The organism is Streptomyces sp. NPDC060031 (assembly GCF_042736805.1).
Classification (GTDB): Bacteria; Actinomycetota; Actinomycetes; order Streptomycetales; family Streptomycetaceae; genus Streptomyces.
The window spans coordinates 1-1,090 of record NZ_JBHWVM010000222.1 but is presented as its reverse complement, the minus strand read 5'-3'; the positions used below and the strand labels follow the sequence as shown (position 1 = coordinate 1,090).

The window sequence follows — 1,090 nt, the reverse complement described above, 5'->3', positions numbered from 1 at the left end:
GTCAGTGAGCAGGCCCCGCAGGTAGACCTGCCCCCACCGACGTTGGTCTTTCCTCGCGAACGGCTCGAAAACCTCCGCTGCGAAGTCCTCTAACTTGCCGCGTACAGCGGCAATATCGTCCGGAGTCACGCTCTCTCAACGCGACACCGAACCAGAAGGACACGCTCAACCACAGCCGACCTGACCAAGCCCTACTAGTGCTCTGACCGGATAGGTTCGCCGGAAGGTCTCGGTGTTCGGCATGGACGGGCCTCGCCAACCCTCCGTAGGCTGGTGATCGACTACAAAGGGGGCGGGGTGAACGGCAATCCGCTGTACCACTGGATAGCGCTGGCAGTGTCCACGGCGCTCATGCTGCCGGTGCCGGTGGCGATACTGGCGGGGTGGACGCCGCCGTGGATGCGCAAGCGACAGGCCGGGATGCGGCTTCGTGCCTACGGCATTCTGTGCATCTACGCCCTCATGCTCGTCAACGGCATCCCTCGGATCGCCGACGCCTCATTCGAGACCGTCATGGTCTGCATGAACGTCGGCTTCGGGTTCGCCCCCGCCGCTGCGGTCCTGTTCCTGCTCTCGGCACGCAAGGATTCAGGCGCCCGGACAGCTGGCCCAGTCGAACCTCGGGAAGGCTAAGCTTGATCTTTAACCTCGCATGTCATCCGACCTGCTGAGATCTACCGCTTCCGGGGGCACGCGAGGCGGCCGCCCTCCACGCTTCGAGATGTCGAGTAACGAAGTGTCGAGGAACGGCCGCTGAGGATGAGTTTCCCTGTTGATGTTTCCGGCGTCGAGGCGTTGGGTGTCCTGTCCCGCTTTCGTGTGGAGTTCTACGACTGCCTGTATGCCCGTGCGGACACGCTTTTCGAGCTCGCGGACGCGGTGCTGTGTGCGGACGGGCCGGTCAGGTCGCTGGTTGAGCTGACGTTGACGGCCGAGCACCGGCGTGGGCACGGAGCGATGTACGACGCTGTCAACCACGGCTGGCTGGAGCCCGCCCGGTTGCGCCGGCTGCTGGCCTCCACGCCGTTGCCGAGGGCTGCCGACGGGCGGATCGTCCTCGCGGTGGATGTGAGCAACTGGCTGCGGCCCG

Annotated in this window: 2 protein-coding genes; both read left to right on the top strand. The window is 65.0% G+C overall.

Features of this window, described 5'->3' with window-relative positions:
- Nucleotides 1–273 precede the first annotated feature (273 nt).
- Nucleotides 274–633 carry a hypothetical protein gene (locus tag ACFWB8_RS37160; protein ID WP_385237773.1) on the top strand — a complete coding sequence of 120 codons (360 nt, stop codon included), beginning with the start codon at nt 274–276 and terminating at the stop codon, nt 631–633.
- A gap of 126 nt (nt 634–759) precedes the next feature.
- Nucleotides 760–1,090 (top strand): transposase (locus ACFWB8_RS37155; protein WP_385237770.1); only part of this gene is annotated, 331 nt, incomplete at its 3' end.